Genomic DNA, 20,923 nt, shown 5'->3' on the forward strand with positions numbered 1-20,923 from the left:
CGGCGAAGCGCTGCTACCGTGACCCAACCCTGAAAGTCTTGCGCAAGTTTTCAGAGTTCTTCCCGAAGTCCCCGCCCGACGGGAGAGCCCGATGAGACTCCGCAACTGGGCGACCGCGACACTCGCCGCCGTCGCCACCCTGTCCCTGCCCGCCGTCACGGCGGCCACGCCGAGGGCCGCGGCCGCGCCGAGCAGCGGCGACGCGATCGTGCACCTCTTCCAGTGGCGGTGGAGCTCGATCGCCGAGGAGTGCGAGACGACGCTCGGCCCCGGCGGCTGGGGCGGGGTCCAGGTCTCCCCGCCCCAGGAGCACGTGGTGCTGCCGGAGGCGGAGGGCGCCGCGTACCCCTGGTGGCAGGACTACCAACCGGTCTCCTACCGGCTGGACCGGACCCGGCGCGGGACGAAGGCCGAGTTCGTCGACATGGTCGAGCGGTGCCGCGCGCAGGGCGTTCGTATCTATGTCGACATGGTGCTCAACCACATGACCGGCACCGGCTCCGTCGGCAGCGGCCCGGGCAGCGCGGGCAGTGTGTTCGGCAAGTACGACTACCCCGACCTGTTCGGCGACGGGTCCGGTGACCGCTACGACCGCCCCGACTTCGGGCCGTGCTACCGGGCGATCAGCGACTGGTCGAGCAAGGCCGAGGTGCAGGACTGCGAGCTGCTCGACCTGGCCGACCTCAACACCGCCGATCCGCGGGTGCGGGCCGCGATCGCGAAGTACATGAACTCGGTGATCGGCCTCGGCGTCGCGGGTTTCCGGGTGGACGCGGCCAAGCACGTGCAGGCCGAGCACCTGGCCGACATCGTCTCCCGGCTGCACGACGTGCCCGGCTTCGGCGGCCGGCCCGACCTGTTCCACGAGGTGTACGGCGACGCGACCGTGCCCTACACCGACTACACGGCGCTGGGCAGGGTCACCAACTTCGACTACCAGCGCGCGGTGTCGGCCGCCGTGCGCGACGGCGACCTCACGCGGCTGGCCGACCTGCCGGACCACGGTGGGCTCACCGGCGCGCAGTCGGTGGTGTTCATCGACAACCACGACACGCAGCGGTCGGACCCGACGCTGACCTACAAGGACGGCGACCGGTACTACCTCGCCGACGCGCTGATGATGGCCCACCCGTACGGCACGCCGCAGGTGATGTCGAGCTACGCCTTCGGCGCGGTGACCGCGCAGGGGCCGCCGAGCACCGCCGACGGGACCACCCTGCCGACCGACTGCGGCAGCGCGGCGTGGGTCTGCGAGCACCGCGACCCGCGGGTGGCCGGCATGCCGGGCTTCCGCAACGCCACCGCCGGCACCGGGATGTCCTCTGTGGTCACCGACGGCCCCGGCCGGCTGGCGTTCGCCCGGGGCGACAAGGGGTACGCCGCGTTCAACGCGACCGGCACCCCGTGGCGGGCCACCTTCCGCACCGGCCTCCCGGACGGGACCTACTGCGACGTGGCACGCGGGACGTTCGACCGCCGCACCGGGCGGTGCACCGGCGGTACGGTCGCCGTCTCCGGTGGGTCGTTCACCGCGGAGATCCCGGCGAACCACGGTGTGGCCCTGCACGTGGCCGCGCGGCTGGGTGACGCCGCGCGGGTCGAGGTGGCCTTCTCCGCCACGGCGAGCACGTGGTGGGGGCAGCAGGTGCTGGTGGTCGGCGACGTCCCGCAGCTCGGCGGGTGGGACCCGGCGCGCGGGGTGGCGCTGTCCGCGCGGGACTACCCGGTGTGGACGGGGTCCGTACGCCTGCCGGAGGGGCAGCGGTTCGAATACAAGCTGGTCAAGCGCGCGCCGGACGGCAACGTGGTCTGGGAGTCCGGCCCGAACCGGCAGCACACGGTCACCGGCCCGACGACCCTCATCGCCACCTGGCGCTGACCGCTCGCACCCTCGGACGACGCGTCGTGGATGTTGTCACGGCGCTTCGTCGGCGAGCCGTACCTCGTAGGAGGCGATGCACCGTTGCACCGAACCGCGCGTTTGCCGGTGCCAGACCTCGTCCTAGCGGTACTCCCAGTCCGACACCATCGCTTCCAGCAGCGCGCGACAGAACGCCAACCGTTCGGCCGGCTCAGTGGCACCTGGTACAGACCGAACTACGCCGCGGCGCACGACAAGCACGGCTCATCGTTCGCGGGTGATCAGGTGGAAGGAGTGCGTCATGGTGGAAAGTGCCGCGGTGAGCGAGACTCTGCGCCGGTTGCGAGAGTCCCGGGGCTGGTCCTGGGCCGATCTCGCCCGCGCGTGCGGCACACCGCCGAAGGGCTCGATGTCACTTGGCTGGCACAGCCGCACACCGCGAGCATCCAACGCTCGAGCGCACGACGGGACAGCGCGGCTGGCCGCACCCGCCCGGGTGCGCGCTACCAGTTCCTCCTGGCCCGCCCGTACTCGAGGGGATCGGACGGGACGTAGCAGGCAGATCGAGGAGGGCATCTAGCGGTTCACCGCCGCGATCGTGGACATCGACAACCGGGTCGGGCTCTTCCTCCTTCTCGCGGCTGCAACTCGACTTGGCCCCGATCGTGCGCACGTGCCACCAGCTTCCTCGTCCGTGGCGAACCGGAGCTTTCGTCGCGGACCTCGACGAGCACACTCACGACGCTGTGCTCGGGCGGTAGCGGTTCAGCCGCGCTCGACGAGGTGGCCGACGACCTCCGGGCCGGGGTGGGCAGCGCCCGAGCCGTCGCGGCGGTGGTCCACCTCGGGCAGCTCCACCGGGTCGCCGTTGCGCTGCGCGCCCGCCGGCCGCGGGCCGATCCACGCGACGGCCAGCCGCGTCTCGCCCTTGAGGAACCGCTGGGCCCGCACGCCGCCGGTCGCCCGGCCCTTCGCCGGGTACTCGGCCAGCGGTGTCACCTTCACGCTCACCCCGGTCGCGGTGACCACCATCGGCTCGCCGTGCTCGTCGTCGTCGGTGCGCACCGCGCCGAAGAACACCGCCTCGGCATCCGGAGCCAGGCTGACGCCGGCCATCCCGCCGCCCTTCAGGCCCTGCGGCCGCACCAGCGACGCGGAGTACCGCAGCAACGACGCGGTCGACGTCACGAACGCCAGCGTCTCCTCGCCGTCGGTCAGCCACGTCGCGCCGACGACCTCGTCGCCGTCCTTGAGCGAGATGACGTCGAACTCGTCCGAGCGCACCGGCCACTCCGGCGCGACCACCTTCACCACGCCCCGCCGGGTGCCCAGCGCCAGGCCCGGTGAGCCGGCGGCCTGCTCGCCCAGCGGGGCGATCCCGACCACCCGTTCGCCCTTGTCCAGCGGCACCAGCTCGCGCGCGGCCATCCCGCCGCGCAGCGACACGGTGCCGGACTGCTCGGGCAGCACGGGCAGCGGCAGCACCTCCGTCTTCACCGCTCTGCCCCGGTTCGTCACCAGCAGCACCTGGCCGCGCGCGGTGGAGTGCACCACGGCGGCCACGGCGTCGTGCTTCACCCTGCCGCTGCGCCGGCGCGCCTCGGGCACCTCCTCCGACTCGGCGGCGGTGCGGGCGACCAGACCGGTCGCCGACAGCAGCACCTGGCACGGGTCGTCGGCGATCTCCAGCGGCCCCGCCGGGCGCGAGGCGGCCAGTACCTCCTTGAGGTCGCCGTCGATCAGCGCGGTGCGCCGCTCCGTGGGGAACTCCTTCGCGATCCTGGCCAGCTCGTTCGACACGACCTTCTTCAGCACCGACTCGTCGTCGAGGATCTTGGACAGCTCGGCGATCTCCGCGCGCAGCCGGTCCTGCTCGGCCTCCAGCTCGAGCTTGTCGTACTTGGTGAGCCGACGCAGCGGGGTGTCGAGGATGTAGGTCGCCTGGATCTCGGACAGGTCGAACCGCCGCATCAGGCCTTCCTTGGCGGCCTGGGCGTTCTCGCTGCCGCGGATCAGCTTGATCACCCTGTCGATGTCGAGCAGTGCCTTGAGCAGGCCCTCCACCAGGTGCAGGCGCTCCTCGCGCTTGCGGCGGCGGTACCGGGTCCGCCGGGTGACCACCTCGTAGCGGTGGGCGAGGAACACCTCGAGCAGTGCCTTGAGGCCCAACGTGCGGGGCTGGCCGTCGACCAGCACGAGGTTGTTGATGCCGAACGACTGCTCCAGCGGGGTGAGCCGGTACAGGTCGGCCAGCAGCGCCTGCGGGTTCACCCCGACCTTGCACTCGATGACCAGCCGGGTGCCGTTCTCCCGGTCGGTGAGATCCTTGACGTCGGCGATGCCGGTGAGCCGCTTCGACTTGTTGACCTCGTCGGTGATCTTCTCGATCACCTTCTCCGGGCCGACGCCGTAGGGCAGCTCGGTGACCGTGATGGCCTGGCGGCCCCGGCTGCCCTCCAGCGGGCCGGTGGTCGCCTTCGCCCGCATCCGCACCACGCCGCGGCCGGTCTCGTAGGCCTTGCGGACCTCGTCCAGGCCGAGCAGCATGCCGCCGGTCGGCAGGTCCGGGCCCGGCACGAACTCCATCAGCTTGTCGAGCGTGGCGTTGGGGTGGTGGATGAGCCACCGCGCGGCCTGGATGACCTCGCCGAGGTTGTGCGGGATCATGTTGGTCGCCATGCCGACGGCGATCCCGGACGTGCCGTTGACCAGCAGGTTGGGAAACGCCGCGGGCAGCACCGACGGCTCCCGCAGCGACCCGTCGTAGTTCGGCTGGAAGTCGACGGTGTCCTCGCCGAGCTCCCCGACGAGCAACATCGCCTCCGGCGACATCCGCGCCTCGGTGTTGTGGTTGACGAAGCCACCGGCGAGGAACGAGTGGTCCTCCGACCGCACCCGGACCGAGTACACCTCCGCCGGCTCGGCGGCCTGGACTTCCGTGACCTCCTCGAAGCGGTAGCCGGAGTCCATGACCGGTAGGATCGTGCGGAGCACGTCCGTGTCCTTGATCCGGTCGATGATTCGCAGTCGCTCGGTCTCCCAGCGCTCGACGCGGTCGAAGTTGTGCTTGGTCAGCCACTTCCGCCCACTGCCGCGCCGGTCGAAGTCCAGGGCACCCCGCACGTAGTCCGCGACGAACGGCACCCGGTCGCCGCTCAGCCGGTGGGGGCGCATCGGCGCGCGGCTGACCAGCTTTCGCAGCTTGGCCTGCTTGGTTTTCAGGAAACCCACTCGCTCGGCGAACCCGCGCACGTCGCGCGGACCCGAGATGACGAGTCGATGCTCGACGCTGCCATTCTTCCGCGTGTAGCGCCGGTGGCAGGCGATGATCCCGAACTCGGCGAGCAGCTCCTGGATCTCCTTGGCGAGGCGCTCGCTGTAGGTGCTGTACTGGATGGTGAACCCGTCGTGCGCAACGCGTGGCCCGCCGTCGCCTTCGAACGCGGCCATCAGGAACGCCCGCTTGACCCCCCAGCCGCCGTTCCAGACGAACTCGGGCACGTGCTTGTCCCGCGACTGGTACCCGACGAGCTCCCCCAACGGGCTGGTCCGGAAAGCCGCCATACCGCCGGAGTGCTCCTGGATGTCGAGCTCATGGATTCGTTTGCGATCTCCTCGGGTGTGCCGCTCGTAGACGTAGCGGTGGCCGCCGACCACCTGATCGTAGGCATGCAGAACCTCGCCGAAGAAATGTTCGTCGGTATTGTTGAATCCTGCTCGGGTGTCGTTGGCGAACCCCTCCGACACCCAGGCCCCAGCCAGAACACCCAGTGTGTACTCCCGCGCCGTGGGCACGGCCTGCTGCCAGGCGTTGCGCGCGACGCAGACCACCGCGCCCGGCTGGAGCTCGTCCAGTCGCCGCCACTGGAACAGCGGCACTCCCATGGGTGCCTCGAGGCACAGCACGAGGTGGTTCTCGCTCCCGCGCAGCGAGAAACCGGACTTGGTGGTGATGCGCAACGTGGGGTGGACGCCGGAGTTGAAGACCTTGTCCACCTGGACGGCCTTCCCGTCCTTGTCGAGGACCTCGAAGTCGGCGTCCGCCTCGCTGTCCGCCGGCAGGTTCACCACGTCGGCGATCCGCGGGCTCGACCCGTCGGCCAGCCGGACACGGGTGTCTCCTACCACGCAGTAGCGGCTCGCTGCCGGGCCGTCGTCTGGGCTTCCGAAGTTTCCGTGCCCGTCGATCAGCGGCACGTTCATCGAGAAGTCCTGGGCGAGGCGGACCATGGCGTCGTAGATGGCGGTGTCGCCGTGCGGGTGGTAGCGGCCCATCACGTCACCGACCACGCGGGAGGACTTCACGTACGCGTGGGTCGGCCGGTAGCCGTTCTCGTTCATCGAGAACAGGATCCGGCGGTGCACCGGCTTGAGCCCGTCCCGCGCGTCCGGCAGCGCCCGGGAGTGGATCACCGAGTAGGCGTACTCGAGGTAGGAGTCCTCGATCTCGGTCTTCACCGGGTTGTCGAAGACCTGCGCGCCCGGCTGGTCGAAGGCGGCCGGGTCCACCCGGGTGGTGACGGCTTTGCGGCGGGCCATGCTGTGGCTTCTCCTCGTGGTGCTCGGGCTCGACTGGGCTCAGGGCGGGTCAGACGTCGATCGCGTCGCGGTCGACCCGCTCGGCGGACTCCACCAGCCATGCGCGCCGGGGCTCGACCTTCTCGCCCATGAGCAGTTCGAGCGCCTCCTCCGCGGCCTCGGCGTCGTCCATGGTGATCCGGCGCACCGACCGGGTGGCCGGGTTCATCGTGGTCTCCCACAGCTCGTCGGCGTCCATCTCGCCGAGCCCCTTGAACCGGGGCACCGGTGTGACGATCTGCTTGCCGGCCTTCTCCAACCGGGCGACGGTGGCCTCCATCTCCCGCTGGGTGAAGGTGAAGTGGGTCTCCGGGTTGCGCCCCTTGGTGACCACCTTGTGCAGCGGCGGCATCGCGGCGTACAGCCGGCCGTCCTCGATCGCCGGGCGCATGTACTTCGCGAACAGCGTGATGAGCAGCGTCCGGATGTGCGAGCCGTCCACGTCCGCGTCGGCCATCAGGATCACCCGGCCGTACCGCATCGCGCTCAGGTCGAAGGTGCGGCCCGTGCCGGCGCCGAGCACCTGCACGATCGAGGCGATCTCGGCGTTCTTCAACGTGTCGGCCAGACTCGCCTTCTGCACGTTGAGGATCTTGCCCCGCAGCGGCAGCAACGCCTGGTACTCCGACACGCGCGCCATCCGAGCGCTGTTGTGCACGAAGACCCCGGCATCGAGCGCGAAGTTGTGGTAGCCGTCGACGGTCAGGTCGTACACGTCCGCGGTCTCGTTCAGCGGCTCCACTGATACCACGTGGTGATTCACCTGAGCGGCGGCCTCACGCAGCCGCGCGTAGTCACCTTCGTGATACCCCAACAGGCGTTCGAAACGCAGGCCGGTAGGAGCGTTTCGCCGGCGCTCGGCGTCGTACGCCGCGGCCAACTGGTCGTCGGGAAGGTGCAGCAGCGCGGTGAGCCGCCTGAGCCCGGCGAAGCGACGTCCCTCGTTCTGCCTGGCGACGCGTTCGACACGCGAAACCGTGGCAACATACTTCTTCCGGCCAACCTGGACCTTCGCCAGGTGCCCGGTGTCCGAGTCGAGCATGCGGATCTTCATTCGGAGTGAATGTCGCGCACCGAAGTCCGGGTGCTCCCGATGCCAGGCGACCACAGCCGCACGCTGCCGTTCCCGTTCGGCGGGGTCGGCGAACTGGCGCCTCGTCTCCCGCGACCGCCAGGCGCGCAACTCCTCGTCCTGCCATTGCACGCAGGCACGGTCCCGCCACTGATCACGTCGCCGGGGATCGGCGAAGAAGATGCGGACGCGCTCCGGCATCGCCGCGTGCAGGGCCGCGTGAGCCTCCCAGGTCATCCGCCGGAGGTCGCGCGGATCATTGTTGCGCTTGTTCACGTCCACGTGGTGACCAACGATGCCGTTCGCCACGCTGTCCAGCCCGTGCCGGAGGTTGTACGCGTCGGCGAGACAGTGGGTGTACACCCACTCCTCGCGGTCGTTCATCCAGACGCGTTCGTACCCGTCCAGGTTGTCGCCGGCGGCCTTCGCCGACACCGAACGGTAGAGCGGCATCAGGGAGTCACCCGCCGCGAGCTGGTCCGCCCGGCGGTAGGAGCCGTCTCGGAGGCGGAAGAGATGGTCCGGTGTGCAACGCACGGACTCGCCGTTGTCCAGGGTCACCCTGACGAGCGAAGCGCCACGCTTGGTCAACCTCGGCTCCACCAGCGGGACGACGACAACCCGTCCGGCCTTGTTCGTCGCGTACCCGAAGTGGCTCACCCCGCGCTCCCAGTCGGCGGTCAGCTCGGCGAACGTCATCGACCGGCCCGACGCCAAGGACACCTTCGTGTCGCCGGTGAAGCAGCCCAAGGCGCTGTCGCCCTCCACGAGGAAGAGCTCGCTACGGGACACGCCGGTGGTGCGGCAGTCGACCAGCTTCGGCGGCATCGCCGCGCCCTCGAGGGCCGTCTTGCGGCGGGCGGCGTCCTTCTGCTGCTTCTGCGCCAGCCGGACCCTGGCGGCGTCCACCACCTTCTGCAGGACGATCTTGGCCTCGCCCTTGGTCTTTCGCTGCTCGGTCCACGCCTTCAGGTGCCGCTCGACGACGCCCTGCACCACCTTGGTCACCCCGGCGGTGGACAGCTCGTCCTTGGTCTGCGAGGTGAACTGCGGCTCCGGGATGCGTACGTGCACGACCGCGGTCATGCCCTCGCAGACGTCGTCCAGCGCCGGAAGGTCCTCTTTGGACTTGAGCAGCCCGCGGGTGCGGGTGATGGCCTCCTGCAACGCCTTCAGCGTCGCCCGCTCGAACCCCTTCCGGTGCGTGCCGCCGTGCACGTTCCGGATGGTGTTGGTGAAGCACTCGACGGTGCGCTCGTACCCGGTGCCCCAGCGCATCGCGATCTCGACCTCGGCACGACGCTCCACATTGGAGCGCATCACGCCGTTCTGGTCCGCCGCGTTCTCCCGGTAGGTCCCCTCCCCGGTGACGAGCAGCGTGCCGCACACCGGCTTCTCCCCCGCTGGCGCGAGGAACTCGACCATGTCGGCGAGGCCGTCGGGGAAGTGGAACGTCTCCTCCTCGATAGCGCCACCGACGGCGGCGCGCAGCACGTAGGTGACCCCGGGCACCAGGAACGCCGTGTGCCGCAGCTTCGCCCGCACGCTCTCCACGTCCAGCTCGGCGCCCCGCTCGAAGTACCGCGGGTCGTGCCAGTACCGGATCGACGTGCCGGTCCGCTGGCCGCGCTTCATCCGCCCGGTGACCCGCAGCCCCGACTGCTGACTGAACCGCGCACCCGGCCCCGGCCCGTCGAAGACCCCCGGCACGCCGTGCGCGAAGGACATCTCGTGCACCTTGCCGTCCTGCCTCACGGCGACGTCGAACCGCCGGGACAGGGCGTTCACCGCCGAGGCCCCGACCCCGTGCAACCCACCGGAGGTCTTGTAGCCGGAACCGCCGAACTTGCCGCCCGCGTGCAGCCGGGTGAGCACCAGCTCGACCCCGGAGAGGCCGGACTTGGCGTGCACCCCGGTGGGGATCCCGCGCCCGTCGTCGTCCACCTGCACGCTGCCGTCGGCGTGCAGGGTCACCACGATCCGGCTGGCGTGCCCGGCCACCCCCTCGTCGGTCGCGTTGTCCACCACCTCGCTGAACAGGTGGTTGATCCCGCGGCTGTCGGTCGACCCGATGTACATCCCGGGCCGCTTGCGCACCGCCTCGAGCCCCTCGAGGTGGGTGAGGTCGTCGGCGCCGTAGAGGGCCTCGGCAGTCACAGCGTCGTTCTCCCAGGTCGTGGCCTAAAGGTGGGGCACGGAGGCGGCCGGGGGAAGCCGACCGGCGTCTCACGGTACTGGGAGGGTATCGGGCGGCCCCGACAAGACGGGGGATTTCGCGGTCGGGCTCACCGCGGCCGGCGGGCGAGCAGCACCAGCGGGGCCACCGCGAGCGCGCCGGCCACCCCCGCGACGAGCATGTACCCGCCAGCCCCGAACAGCTGACCCGCCGACACCCCGGCCAGCGCGGACGCGCCCCACACCACGGCGTCGACCACGCCCTGCACCCTGCTGCGCCGCTCGGCCGGCAGGTCCCTGCTGAGCAGCGTGCTGCCGCCGACGAAGACCAGGTTCCAGCCGTAGCCCAGCAGGAACAGCGCCAGCGGCAACCCGGAGGTGTGCGCGGTGGGCGCGGCCATCGCGGTGACCGAGGCGACGGCGAGCGTGCCGATCCCGGCGAAGATCGTCACCCGGCCACCCCAGCGGTCGGCGATCCGGCCGGACAGCGGTGCCAGCGCGAACATGCCCAGGATGTGCGCGGTGAGCACCCAGCCGACGACGTCGAGGCCGTGTCCGTGGTGGTGCAGTTGCACCGGGGTCATCGTCATCACCGCGACCATGGCGAGCTGGGCCGCGACCATCGCGGTCAGCGGCGCGAGCACGGCGGGGCGGCGCAGCACGCCCACCGCGGCCGGCGGGCCGGCCTCCCGGACCACCACGGCCCCGGTGGCCGGCAACGCCACGGTGACCGCCAGCGCGGCCGCCATGAGCACCACCGCGGCCAGCACCGGCCCGGACAGCGGGGGCAGCCCGACCCGCTCCGCCGCGGCCGCGGTGGGCGCGATCAGGGGTGGGCCGACCACGGCACCGACGGTGCCGGCCCACACGACCGTGGACAGGCCGAAGCCCTTGCGCGCCGCGGGGTACAGCTCGGCCGCCACGTATCGGGACAGCAGCGCGGCGGCGTTGCCGAGGCCGAGCAGCACCAGCCCGGCCAGCAGCGCGAGCAGGGAGCCGAGGGCGGCGGCGATCCCGGCGAGCACGCCGCCGGCCACGGCGAGGGCGTAGGCGGCCAGCAGCGCGGGCCGGGCGCCGCGGCGGGCGATGAGGACGCCGAGGCCCAGCGCGCCGGCGGCGGTGCCGGCCACCCCTGCCGCGCTGGGCAGCCCGCTCCACTCGGCCGCCCCGGCCTCGGCGGCGACCAGCGTGCCGGCGGTGGTCGCGCCGGTCATCGCGGTGTTCGTCAGCGCCACCCCGGTGAACAGGGCGACCACCGACCGGCGGCGGGTGGTCGGCGGGACGGTCGGCACGGCCTCGGCGGCGAGATTCTCCATGACGGCGATACTAGAAAGGCGCCACGACGTTTCGAATGCCCGAGCAACGGCGTTGCGCGTGCCTGACCGCCCGAGAGAAAGGGACGCCCGGCCGATGACCTTTCGATCGTCAAGACCGCTCGACGAGACCGACTGGCGGATCCTCGACGGGCTCCAGGCCGACGCGCGGCTGTCGTTCAAGGAGCTCGGCCGGCGGATCAACCTCTCCCCGCCGGCCGTGGCCGAACGGGTGCGCCGGCTCGAGGAGTCCGGGGTGATCGCCGGCTACCGCGCCCAGGTGGACCCCGGTCGGGCCGGCTACCCGCTGCTGGCGTTCATCCAGCTGCGCTGCGCGCTGGGTCACTGCCTGCTCAAGACGAGCACGGCCGAGGACTACCCCGAGGTGGTGGAGGTGCACCGGCTCAGCGGCGACCACTGCACGATGGTCAAGGTGCGGGCGGTGTCGCTGGAGCACTTCGAGGGTCTGCTGGAGCGGATCGGCAAGCACGGCGAGCTGCGCTCGTCGGTGGTGCTGTCCACACAGTACGAGAACCGGCAGGTCGAGCCGCCGGTGGCGGACTTCACCCGTGCCACCCGATCCGCTGGGTGGAGTCGTTAGCCAGCTCACGTTCGGCCCCCCGTTGCTAAGGTCTTGCGCAACCATGACCGACCGTCGCGACGGGACACCGGACCGGAAGGGGTGAACATCGTGCCGGCGAGCCAGGAGCACGACCAGCAGGTGGCCAACGGCGGGGCGGTGCCGGCCACACCGCGAAACCGGGTGAACCCGGTCGTCTTCTTCGGATCGTCGGTCTGCATCCTGGCGGTGTCGATCTGGGCGATCGTCACCCCGACGCGGGCACAGGACGCGATCGGCACCGTCGTCGGGTGGATCTCCGAGGGCTTCGGCTGGTACTACTTCCTCGCCGCCACGCTGTTTCTGGTCTTCGTGGTGTTCATCGCGCTGTCCCGGTACGGCAAGGTGAAGCTCGGGCCGCAACACTCCACACCGGACTACAGCCTGTTCGCGTGGGGCGCGATGCTGTTCGCCGCGGGCATCGGGATCGACCTGATGTTCTTCTCGGTGGCCGAGCCGGTGACGCAGTACCTCGACCCGCCGATCGGCGACCCGCGGACCATCGAGGCGGCCCGGCAGGCTCTGGTGTGGACACTGTTCCACTACGGCATCACCGGGTGGGCGATGTACGCGCTGATGGGCATGGTCCTCGGCTACTTCGCCTACCGGTACAACCTTCCGCTCACCATCCGGTCGGCGCTGTACCCGATCATCGGCAGGCGCATCCACGGCCCGATCGGGCACGGCGTGGACATCGCCGCCGTGCTGGGCACGATCTTCGGCATCGCGACGTCGCTCGGCATCGGCGTGGTGCAGCTCAACTACGGGCTGTACTTCCTGTTCGGCATCCCGCAGGGCACCGCGGCGCAGATCGGGCTGGTGGCGCTGGCGGTGTTCATGGCGACGATCTCCGCGGTCGCCGGTGTCGACAAGGGCATCCGGCGGCTGTCCGAGCTGAACGTGGTGCTGGCGATCGGGCTGATGCTGTTCATCCTGTTCAGCGACGACCCGATCTTCCTGTTGAACGCGATCGTGATGAACATCGGCGACTACGTCAGCAGCTTCGCCGAGCTGACGATGAACACGTTCGCCTACGACCGGCCAACCGAATGGCTGAACTCGTGGACGCTGTTCTTCTGGGCGTGGTGGATCGCGTGGGCGCCGTTCGTCGGGCTGTTCCTGGCGCGGATCTCCCGCGGGCGGACCATCCGCCAGTTCGTGGCCGCGACGCTGGTGATCCCGTTCCTGTTCACCCTGACCTGGCTGGCGATCTTCGGCAACAGCGCGCTGCGGGTGGTGCGCGGCGGCAACACCGAGTTCGGGCAAACCGCGATGGACCAGCCCGAGCAGGCGTTCTACTCGCTGCTCACGCAGTACCCGGGGGTGACCCTGCTGGCCGGGTTGGCGACGTTCGTGGGGCTGCTGTTCTACGTCACGTCGGCCGACTCGGGCGCGCTGGTGATGGGCAACTTCACGTCGTACCTGGCCTCGCCCACCACCGACGCGCAGCGGTGGGTGCGCATCTTCTGGTCGGCGGCGATCGGGCTGCTCACTCTGGCGATGCTCATCGTGGGTGGTGTGCCGACCCTGCAGAACGCGACGATCATCATGGGGTTGCCGTTCTCGTTCGTGATGTTCCTGGTGATGTGGGGGCTGTACCGGGCGCTGCGGGTGGAGCGGTTCCGGGAGGACAGCTTCCGCACCACGCTGCCGTCGTCGCTGTCGGAGCGCACGACCGCGGAGGGGCGGGGGGTGCACCGGTCGTGGCGGCAGCGGTTGGCGCGGGCGATGAGCTACCCGGGCAAGCGGGCGGCGAACCGGTTCGTCGAGGAGGTCGCCCGGCCGGCGTTCCACGAGGTGGCCGAGGAGCTGCGGGCGCGCGGCGCGGAGGCGTCGCTGAGCGAGGACGTGGTGGCCGAGGTCGGGTTGCCGCAGCTGGACCTGCGACTGCCGCTGGGTGAGCAGGAGGAGTTCCGGTACCGGATCTGGCCGTCCGAGGCGATCACGCCGTCGTTCGCCACCGGATCGGTGAGCGCCGAGGACACCTATTTCCGGTACGAGGTCTACCTCAGCGAGGGCGGGCAGGGCTACGACGTGCTGGGCTACAGCAAGGACCAGCTGATCGGGGACATCCTCGACCAGTACGAGCGGCACCTGGAGTTCCTCCGCCTGCACCGGGAGACCGGCAACGGCAGCGGCGTCCCGGTGACCCCGGCCGCCCCGCCCTCCCCCGTCGACACGGCCCCGACGAGCCAGGACTGAGCGGGCCCTGCCCAGGTCGCCGGCTCCGAGAACGGGGACGGACCTCGACGCCGGCTGGACCGTTCACGTCCAGCCGGCGTCATGGGCCGTCTTCACGAAACACGTGGCGTGGCGTCAGGAGGAGCTCTCCGGTTCAGCCGAGATGATCTCGTGCTCGTTCACCACGATCTGGGCGAGCGTGACACCGGAGGCGTCCGAGATCTCCATCTCGTATGCCCCATCGGAGTAGGACTCGATGAGGAACCCCACCGATCCCCGCGGGGCACCCTCGTCGGCTTACCGATCCACGACCAGCTCGACCCGACTGTAGAGCTCCAACGACATCCACCTCTTCTCACTCGCCGGCGGCCTACCACTTGACGTCCACGGGCTTACCTGCGGGCTGCCAGGTCGGCGAACCGCCGCAGGTAGAGCGGCCAGCCTTCATCAGCGGCCACACCGTCGCGCTCGCTCTGCCACCCGTCACCGTGGCGGTCGAGGTGTCGGTGCTCCAGCTCGACCCGGGTCCGGTCCGACCCCACTGTCATGAAGCGCACCTCGACCTCGCTGCACCGGTCGGGGTCGGTCTCGATCTGCCAGTGGGGTGTGATGTCCCAGCTGATCACGAACCGGTGCGGTGGCTCGAACGTGAGCACCCGTGCCCAGCGACACACCGATCCGTCCTCGCCGCGGTCGTAGACGGCGCCGCCGACGCGGGTCTCGAAGACGGTCTCGGTGATCGGCACCGTCAGCATGTTGTGCTCGCGTGGCTTGATCCGGTCGAACTGTTCGGTGAAGACGGCGAAGGCTCGCTCGATCGGAACGGCGACCTCGATCTCGTGCCGTACGGATGCCCCGGTGGATGTGGTCGTCATGTGCTACTCCGTTTCCTGTTCCGCGATCTGCTTGAAGTTGGCCAGAGCCTTGCCCCAGAACCCGTCCAGCTCCTCGCGCAGTGCTGCCAGGCCTTCGGGGTCGACCTGGTAGACGCGCCGGGTGCCCTCCGACCGGACCCGCACCAGGCGCGCCTGCTTGAGCACCCGCAGGTGCTGGGAGACCGCCGGCCTGCTGATCGGCAGACCGTCCGCGATCTCGGTCACCGATTGGGGCCGCTCGGCGAGGAGCTCGAAGATGCGCCGCCGGCTCGGGTCGCCGAGCGCGGCCCACGCATCGACAGCGTAAGTGGACACGAACGTAAGCTACCGCTTACCAGCGATACGGGTCAAGGTCAGCGCCCGTCACGGGTCTGCCGAATCAGTACGAGAGACCGAGCCGGACCCTGAGTGAGGCCACGGATGTTCGTGTGAACATGCTCATCCGCCGTGGCCTGGGGGCAGCTCGTGGCCGCCCGAGGCGCTCGCCGGACGACGGCGCGCGGCGGGCCGCCGAGGGGCAGCGGCCCGCCGCGCGGCAGAACAAGGGATCAGCAGCGGTAGAGCGAGTTGGGGTGCACCGCCTCGCAGTAGCGGACGTGCAGGTGGTTGTCGTGGTTGGCCCACTCCGAGGTGAGGCCCTCGCGGATCAGCTCGGGGTCGTTGAAGAAGATCAGCTTGACGTGCCCCGGCGCGCTGGCCCGGATGTCCCGCACCAGCTTCCGCGTCGCCGCACGGTCGTAGGTGGACGAGCGCCAGGTGATCCGGCCCGCGGAGCACTGCTGGCCGTCCGAGCGGATCGGCCACAGGTCGACGTCCATCCCGACCTGGTGGCTGGAGTGCCCGTTGAGCGAGCCGCCGTGCTCCTTGGAGAGGTCGCCGAGCGGCACGGCGCCCTTGCCCGCGCCGGCGAACCGGCGGACGGCCTCCTCCAGCTGCCCGGCGGTCGCGCCGGTGCCCCAGTTGACCCTGCCGTTGTTGTCCGGGTCCTTGTCGCAGATGCCGGACATGCTCGGATAGTCGTAGTGCCACAGCAGGTTGCGCCAGGTGACCGGGCCGGCGATCCCGTCGGCGGCGATGCCCCCATGCCGCTGGAAGGTGGTCACCGCGGTGCGGGTGGCGGCGTCGAACGAGCCGGACACCGACAGCCCGGCACCGTTCTTCTGGTTGAGCTGCACCTGCAGCGCGCGCACCGCGTCGCCCTGGTCGCCCTGCCGCACGGTGACCGCCAGCGCGCCCCAGGTGTTCGGCCCGACGATGCCGTCCACCCCGAGCCCCTTCGCCGACTGGAAGCCCCGCACGGCCGTGTCGGTGCTCGCGCCGAACACCCCGTCGGTGGGCGGACCCTGCCGGTGATGGCGCAGCAGGTACTGCACGGCCAGGACGTCGACCCCACGGTTGCCCTTGCTCTGCGTGGGGAAGAACGCCCCGGGAAAGGCGGAGGCCGAGCCGGGCAGCAGCACGGTGCCGGCGAGCACCACGACGGCCACGGCCAGCCGGAAGAGGGCATTCATTGACAGATCCTCTCGACATCAGGTGAGAAACGTACTCACTGGGCGACTGTAGAACGGCCCCCGGCGACGACCTACGACTGAAAAAAAGCTGCCACAGAGCCACGCCGGAACCGGGTGAGGCGACGTTCCCTCGGCTGAACAGGGATGCCCTGGAGGCGCTGCCGATCTACGATCCGTGCGTGGAGCTTCCCGTCCGGCCGCCGGTCAAGCCGATGCTGGCCAAGTCCGTCCGCGAGATCCCGCGCGGGCCGGGACTGGTGTACGAGCCGAAGTGGGACGGCTTCCGGTGCGTCGTGTTCCGGGACGGCGACGAGGTGGAGCTCGGCTCGCGCAACGACCGACCGCTGACCCGGTACTTCCCCGAGCTGGTCGAGCTGATCCGGCAGGAGCTGCCGACGCGGTGCGTGGTCGACGGCGAGATCGTCATCGTCACCGGCAGCGGCCTCGACTTCGACGCGCTGCAGAACCGGCTGCACCCGGCGGCGTCGCGGGTACGGCTGCTGGCCGAGCGCACGCCGGCCAGCTTCGTGGCGTTCGACCTGCTCGCACTGGACGACCGCGACCTCACCGAGGAGCCGTTCGCCCGGCGGCGGGAGCTGCTGGAGGGGCTGCTCGACCGCGACCTCGCCCGCATCCACCTCACCCCGCTCACCGACGACCCGGACCGCGCGCAGGACTGGTTCACCCGGTTCGAGGGCGCGGGGTTCGACGGGGTGATGGCCAAGCGCGCCGACCTGCCCTACGAGCAGGACCGGCGGGTGATGTGGAAGGTCAAGCACGAGCGCACCGCCGACTGCGTGGTGGCCGGGTTCCGCTGGCACAAGGACGGCCAGGGCGTGGGGTCGCTGCTGCTCGGCCTCTACGACGAGAACGGCACGCTGCACCACGTCGGGGTCGCCAGCAGCTTCACCGCCGCCCGTCGGCGCGAGCTGGTCGACGAGCTGGCGCCACTGCGGGAGAACGCGCTCGAGCACCACCCCTGGCGGGACTGGGCGCGGGCCCAGACCGAGGCGAGCGCCGCGGGCGGGCGGATGCCGGGCGGGGTGAGTCGGTGGACCGGGCAGAAGGACCTGTCGTGGGAGCCGCTGCGGCCGGAGCTGGTCGCCGAGGTGCGCTACGAGCACGTGCAGGCCGGCCGGTTCCGGCACGGCAGCCGGCTCGCCCGGTTCCGGCCGGACCGCCGGCCCGAGTCGTGCACGTACGCGCAGTTGGAGGAAGTCCCCCCGGCCGAGCTGGCCGCGTTCTTCACCGCCGCGCGACGACCACCGAGCATCGACCGAGCACCCGCGAGGGAGGAGCCAGCCGCGCGACGACCGCCGAGCATCGACCGAGCGCCCGCGAGGGAGGAGCGCAGGCGGGAAGAGTGCGGCCATGGACACGGGCGGGAGGAGTGCGGCGACGACGGCAGAGAGGTGCGAGGCGGATGAGCGACGCGATCACGCTCGACATCGGGGGCACCGAGGTGACGGTGACGTCGCCGGACAAGGTGTACTTCCCCGAGCGTGGCGAGACCAAGCTCGACCTGGTGCGCTACTACCAGGCCGTCGCCGAGCCGCTGCTGACGACGATGCGCGGGCGCCCGCTGATGCTGGAGCGTTACCCGAACGGCGCGGGCGGCAAGTCGTGGTTCCAGAAGCGGGTGCCGAAGGCGGTGCCGCCGTGGCTGCGGACCACGGTGGTGGCCACGCCCAACGGCACCACGAGCGACGCGCTGGTGGCGGCGGACCTGGCGCACGTGCTCTGGGCGGTGAACCTCGGCTGCCTCGGCTTCCACGTGTGGCCGTTCCACGCCGACACCCCCGAGGTGACCGACGAGCTGCGGGTGGACCTCGACCCGTCGCCGGGCGTGACGTTCGACCAGGTGCGCCAGGCGGCGGTGCTGGCGAAGGAGCTGCTGGACGAGCTCGGCATCGCGGCGTACGTGAAGACCACCGGGTCGCGCGGGCTGCACGTGTACGTGCGGTTGGAGCCGCGGTGGGACAGCTACCAGGTGCGGGCCGCGGCGGTGGCGCTCGCCCGGCTGCTCGAGCGGCGGCATCCGGACCTGATCACGGCGGCGTGGTGGAAGGAGGAGCGCGGCGCGCGGGTGTTCGTGGACTACAACCAGAACGCGCCGCACCGCACGGTGTTCGGCGCGTGGTGCGTACGGCCGCGGGTGGGTGGGCAGGTGTCCGCCCCGATCGGCTGGGACGAGCTGGCCGACGTCGATCCGGCCGAGCTGACCCTCGCGACGGTGCCCGTCCGGCTGGCCGAGCGGGGCGACCCGTGGGCGGCGATGGCCGAGCGGCCGCAGTCGATCGAGCCGCTGCTGGAGCAGTCGGGGCGGGACATGGCCGCCGGGTTGATGGACGCGCCGTGGCCGCCGGTGTACCCGAAGCAGCCGAACGAGCCACCGCGGGTGGCGCCCAGCCGCGCCCGACAGGACACCGCCGGGTAGGGCGCTCAGGTGCGGCTCGGAGCCCGCTCCGGAAGGTGGTGCCGGGGCGTCCGGTCGTGCCGGGGCAGCAGGAGCGGGGTCGCCAGGAGGAGGAGACCGGCCAGCGCGATCGCGGCGCGGGCACCGGTGAGCGCGGCCAGCAGGCCCCACAGGGCGATCAGCGCCGCGCAGACGGCCTTGCTGGTGATCGACCACGCGGAGAGGATGCGGGCGACCCGGTCGGCCGGGACCTGGTCGAGCCGGTAGGTGGCCAGGACCGGGTTGAACACGCCCATGCAGGCGATCAGCCCGAGCTCGACGACGATGACCAGCACCAGGCCAGCGGTCCCCGGCTGGACGAGGGCCAACCCGACGGGCCAGCACGCGCGCAGCGCCCCGGCGGCGCGCAGGACGGCGTGCCGCCCGAACCGCGCGACGAGCCGGCGGGCCAGCCGGGCACCGGCGAGTCCACCGAGGCACGGCACGGCGAACGCGAGGCCGTACTCCCAGGGCGTGAACCCGAGGTGGCCGAGCATGAGCACGGCGAGCAGCGGGGCGGTCGCCAGGATCAGGCCGTTGACCAGGATCGTGTTGGCGAACAGCGGGCGCAGCCCCGGGTGGGTCAGGATGTGCCGCCACCCGTCGAACAACTCGCCGGCCCGCGGCTGCTTCGAGCGGGGTCGCGTGGGGCGCGGCTCCCGGCCGCCGATCGCGCGGAGGCCCGCCGCGGAGAGCAGGTAGCTGACCGCGTCGGCCAGCACGGTCGTCACCGGACCGAGCAGCCCGATCGCGGCCCCGCCGAGCGGTGGTCCGAGCGCGGTGGCGGTCCAGGTGGTGGTCTCGAACCGCGCGTTGGCGACGAGCAGTTCCTCCGGCCGCACCAGCGACTTCAGGTAGGCACCGCCAGCGGACTGGTGGGCGATGCCGGCCGCGGCGACGATCACCGACACGACCAGGAGCTGGGCGAAGCTCAGCCAGCCGAGCGCGAACGCGGCGGGGACGCTCAGCAGCGCCGCGCACCGGGTGAGGTCCATGACCACCATCACCGGCCGCTTGCGGCGGAGGTCCAGCCAGGGGCCGAGCGGCACCGCCACCACCGCGCCCACCGCCAGCCCGGCGGCGGCCAGCAGGGACACCTCGGTGGGCCCGGCGTGCAGCACGAGGATCGCGATGAGCGGGAACGCGTCGAACGCGAGTCGCGTGCCGAACGCGCTCACCGCGTACGCCGCCCAGAGCCACCCGAACCTCCGCCCCAGTGAACCCACCGCACCAACCTCCCCAGATCGACGGCGGAGATCCAACCCCGTCAGCGGCCCGGGAATCAAACAACCGTTCGGTCGACGAGCCACAACCGCGCGTTGTGCGGCTAGGGTCGGGCCGTGGACCTCGTCGCCGTGCGCACCTTCGTCGCGGTCGCGGACACGGGCCGGTTCCACGAGGCCGCCGCCCTGCTGTCGATCACTCAGCAGGCCGTCTCCAAGCGCGTCGCCGCGCTGGAGCGGGACCTCGGCGTGCGGCTGTTCCACCGCGCCGCCCGCGGCGCCCGGCTCACCGCCGACGGGCAGGCGTTCCTGCCGCACGCCCGCGATCTCCTCGCCGCCGAGGAACGGGCGGCCGCCGCCGTGCGACCCGGCCACCGCCCGCTGCGCGTCGACGTGATCGGCCGCCAGCTCGCCCCGGCGGGCCTGCTGCGCGACTTCCATCGCGCGCATCCCGGGGTCGCGCTCGACGTCGTGACCCTCCCCGACGCCGGCGCGGCCGTCGCCGCCGTCCGGGCCGGCGCGATCGACGCGTCCTTCCGCGCCGTCACCGTGCCCGCGCGGCAGCTGCCCGGTGGCGTCGAGGCCACCCGGGTGTTCGACGAGCCGCTCCAGCTCCTCACCGGGCCGGCCCACCCGCTCGCCGGCGCCCGCGCGCTCCGGCCCGCCGAGCTCGCCGGGCACCGGATCTGGATGCCCGGCATCGTCCCCGGAACCGAGTGGGCCGCGTACTACGCCGAGCTCGCCGCCGCGTTCGGGCTCACCATCGACGCGGGCGGCCCCGACTTCGGCATCGAGCCCCTCCTCGACGCGGTCGCCGACTCCCCGGCGACGGCGACCTTCGTCGGCGCACGGACCCACCTCCGCTGGCCCGCCGACCACGACCTGCGGCGCATCGCCCTGCGCGACCCCACCCCGGTCTACCCGCACTCCCTGCTCCGCCGCGGCGACAACCCGCACCCCGCGCTCGCCACCCTCCGCGCCCACCTCGGCCCCCCCGGGTTCGGCGCCGGGACCTGGACACCGGCCTGGGCGGCCTGACACCGGCCCCGGCGGGGGTGAG

General features: G+C 71.4%; 13 protein-coding genes and 3 pseudogenes. 6 read left to right on the plus strand and 10 right to left on the minus strand.

Annotated features, from left to right (window positions below):
• The first annotated feature begins 91 nt into the window (after nt 1-91).
• Nucleotides 92-1,879, plus strand: coding sequence for a carbohydrate-binding module family 20 domain-containing protein (locus tag BM051_RS03285; protein ID WP_092527646.1), 1,788 nt, complete (start codon nt 92-94; stop codon nt 1,877-1,879).
• 747 nt (nt 1,880-2,626) lie between these two features.
• On the opposite strand, the pseudogene BM051_RS30595 reads toward BM051_RS03285, so the two are convergent.
• The 5 genes and pseudogenes from BM051_RS30595 to BM051_RS03300 all read right to left on the minus strand — a co-directional run.
• Nucleotides 2,627-4,708 (minus strand): annotated as a pseudogene (locus BM051_RS30595) (DNA gyrase subunit A); the annotation flags it as partial.
• A gap of 390 nt (nt 4,709-5,098) precedes the next feature.
• A pseudogene (locus tag BM051_RS30600) lies at nt 5,099-5,746 on the minus strand (LAGLIDADG family homing endonuclease); the annotation flags it as partial.
• 27 nt (nt 5,747-5,773) lie between these two features.
• Nucleotides 5,774-6,400: pseudogene (locus BM051_RS30605) on the minus strand (DNA gyrase subunit A); the annotation flags it as partial.
• A gap of 49 nt (nt 6,401-6,449) precedes the next feature.
• The gene (locus BM051_RS30790; protein WP_092527652.1) at nt 6,450-9,668 is read right to left on the minus strand and encodes an ATP-binding protein; all 3,219 of its coding nucleotides are present in this window, start codon (nt 9,666-9,668) and stop codon (nt 6,450-6,452) included.
• A 128-nt stretch (nt 9,669-9,796) separates the two neighbouring features.
• Nucleotides 9,797-11,002, minus strand: coding sequence for an MFS transporter (locus BM051_RS03300; protein WP_092527655.1), 1,206 nt, complete (start codon nt 11,000-11,002; stop codon nt 9,797-9,799).
• Nucleotides 11,003-11,096: 94 nt separating this feature from the next.
• Here BM051_RS03300 and BM051_RS03305 point away from each other — a divergent pair, with 94 nt between their 5' ends.
• Entirely contained in the window at nt 11,097-11,600 is a 504-nt protein-coding gene (locus BM051_RS03305) for an Lrp/AsnC family transcriptional regulator (RefSeq protein ID WP_092527658.1), read from the plus strand.
• 120 nt (nt 11,601-11,720) lie between these two features.
• A complete protein-coding gene (gene betT, locus BM051_RS03310; protein ID WP_279587049.1) occupies nt 11,721-13,820 on the plus strand; it encodes a choline BCCT transporter BetT in 2,100 nt (699 codons plus the stop codon).
• A 114-nt stretch (nt 13,821-13,934) separates the two neighbouring features.
• On the opposite strand, the gene BM051_RS03315 is transcribed toward betT, so the two are convergent.
• From BM051_RS03315 to BM051_RS03325, 4 genes are all read right to left on the minus strand, one after another.
• Complete coding sequence (locus BM051_RS03315; protein WP_092527664.1) at nt 13,935-14,069, minus strand: hypothetical protein; 135 nt, start codon at nt 14,067-14,069, stop codon at nt 13,935-13,937.
• A 122-nt stretch (nt 14,070-14,191) separates the two neighbouring features.
• Nucleotides 14,192-14,674 carry an SRPBCC family protein gene (locus BM051_RS29355; RefSeq protein ID WP_166677704.1) on the minus strand — a complete coding sequence of 161 codons (483 nt, stop codon included), beginning with the start codon at nt 14,672-14,674 and terminating at the stop codon, nt 14,192-14,194.
• 3 nt (nt 14,675-14,677) lie between these two features.
• Nucleotides 14,678-14,989 carry an ArsR/SmtB family transcription factor gene (locus BM051_RS29360; RefSeq protein ID WP_166677705.1) on the minus strand — a complete coding sequence of 104 codons (312 nt, stop codon included), beginning with the start codon at nt 14,987-14,989 and terminating at the stop codon, nt 14,678-14,680.
• A gap of 233 nt (nt 14,990-15,222) precedes the next feature.
• Nucleotides 15,223-16,185 (minus strand): penicillin-insensitive murein endopeptidase, encoded by a 963-nt coding sequence (locus BM051_RS03325; protein WP_092527667.1) that lies wholly within the window; start codon nt 16,183-16,185, stop codon nt 15,223-15,225.
• A gap of 179 nt (nt 16,186-16,364) precedes the next feature.
• Here BM051_RS03325 and BM051_RS03330 point away from each other — a divergent pair, with 179 nt between their 5' ends.
• Nucleotides 16,365-17,612: an ATP-dependent DNA ligase gene (locus BM051_RS03330; RefSeq protein WP_092527670.1), complete on the plus strand. Its 1,248-nt coding sequence runs from the start codon at nt 16,365-16,367 to the stop codon at nt 17,610-17,612.
• A complete protein-coding gene (ligD, locus tag BM051_RS03335) occupies nt 17,609-18,622 on the plus strand; it encodes a non-homologous end-joining DNA ligase (protein ID WP_092527673.1) in 1,014 nt (337 codons plus the stop codon). The genes BM051_RS03330 and ligD overlap by 4 nt, the downstream gene beginning before the upstream one ends.
• Before the next feature lie 5 nt (nt 18,623-18,627).
• Here the strand turns inward: ligD and BM051_RS03340 are convergent, their stop codons facing one another.
• Nucleotides 18,628-19,866, minus strand: a complete 1,239-nt coding sequence (locus BM051_RS03340; protein ID WP_092527676.1) for an MFS transporter — start codon at nt 19,864-19,866, stop codon at nt 18,628-18,630.
• Between the two features lie 114 nt (nt 19,867-19,980).
• On the opposite strand from BM051_RS03340, the gene BM051_RS03345 reads away from it, so the two are divergent.
• Nucleotides 19,981-20,901 carry a LysR family transcriptional regulator gene (locus BM051_RS03345; protein ID WP_092527679.1) on the plus strand — a complete coding sequence of 307 codons (921 nt, stop codon included), beginning with the start codon at nt 19,981-19,983 and terminating at the stop codon, nt 20,899-20,901.
• The last annotated feature ends 22 nt before the right edge of the window (nt 20,902-20,923 follow it).

It is taken from the genome of Amycolatopsis arida, assembly GCF_900115565.1.
Lineage (GTDB): Bacteria > Actinomycetota > Actinomycetes > Mycobacteriales > Pseudonocardiaceae > Yuhushiella > Yuhushiella arida.

Excerpts from the sequence above, each read along its gene's own strand:
- BM051_RS03285 (WP_092527646.1), top strand. The coding sequence starts at position 92 with ATGAGACTCCGCAACTGGGCGACCGCGACACTCGCCGCCGTCGCCACC.
- BM051_RS03300 (WP_092527655.1), bottom strand. The coding sequence starts at position 11,002 with ATGGAGAATCTCGCCGCCGAGGCCGTGCCGACCGTCCCGCCGACCACC.
- BM051_RS03305 (WP_092527658.1), top strand. The coding sequence starts at position 11,097 with ATGACCTTTCGATCGTCAAGACCGCTCGACGAGACCGACTGGCGGATC.
- BM051_RS29355 (WP_166677704.1), bottom strand. The coding sequence starts at position 14,674 with ATGACGACCACATCCACCGGGGCATCCGTACGGCACGAGATCGAGGTC.
- BM051_RS03325 (WP_092527667.1), bottom strand. The coding sequence starts at position 16,185 with ATGAATGCCCTCTTCCGGCTGGCCGTGGCCGTCGTGGTGCTCGCCGGC.
- ligD (WP_092527673.1), top strand. The coding sequence starts at position 17,609 with ATGAGCGACGCGATCACGCTCGACATCGGGGGCACCGAGGTGACGGTG.